This window comes from Mesorhizobium sp. M8A.F.Ca.ET.207.01.1.1 (genome assembly GCF_004794715.1).
In the GTDB taxonomy this organism is placed as follows: Bacteria; Pseudomonadota; Alphaproteobacteria; order Rhizobiales; family Rhizobiaceae; genus Mesorhizobium.
This window is the reverse complement of record NZ_SRUS01000099.1, coordinates 1-434: the sequence shown is the minus strand read 5'-3', so window position 1 is coordinate 434 and position 434 is coordinate 1. Positions and strand designations below refer to the sequence as shown.

Annotated in this window: 1 protein-coding gene; it reads right to left on the bottom strand. The window is 64.5% G+C overall.

Features of this window, described 5'->3' with window-relative positions:
• Positions 1-37: 37 nt before the first annotated feature.
• Positions 38-226 carry a hypothetical protein gene (locus EN850_RS33640; protein WP_127227517.1) on the bottom strand — a complete coding sequence of 63 codons (189 nt, stop codon included), beginning with the start codon at positions 224-226 and terminating at the stop codon, positions 38-40.
• Positions 227-434: the final 208 nt, after the last annotated feature.

The window sequence follows — 434 nt, the reverse complement described above, 5'->3', positions numbered from 1 at the left end:
CGCTGGCCGGTTTGCGCCAAGGCAGGCCGGCCGGGTACTAATCCCGCGGTTCACGGCCCTTGAGGATCGCCTCGGTGAAGGTGATTTCGGTGAACAGCTTGCGCGCCGTGTGGTCATTGATGTCGCCACGGCGCAGCATAGCCTGCAGTTCGGCGCGCTCGGCCTCGATGTACTCACGGACCCGAACGTCCGCTCCGTTCCGGCCTACGCCGGCCGAAGCCCTCACAAGCGTCTTCGCCCTATGAAGGCTACGGCCGGCGTAGGCTGGTGCTCACGTACCTTAAGCACGCTCCGGTCCGGTTCTCGGAGCCCACCTTGTTTGGTCGCTTCGCGCCCGTCTTCGAGCCCGGCTCGGCCTGACCTGAATCTCGATACATCTCGGCCGAGCGCGCGTCGCCAGTGACAGGCTGAACAAAGGCTTAATGCTGCATTGC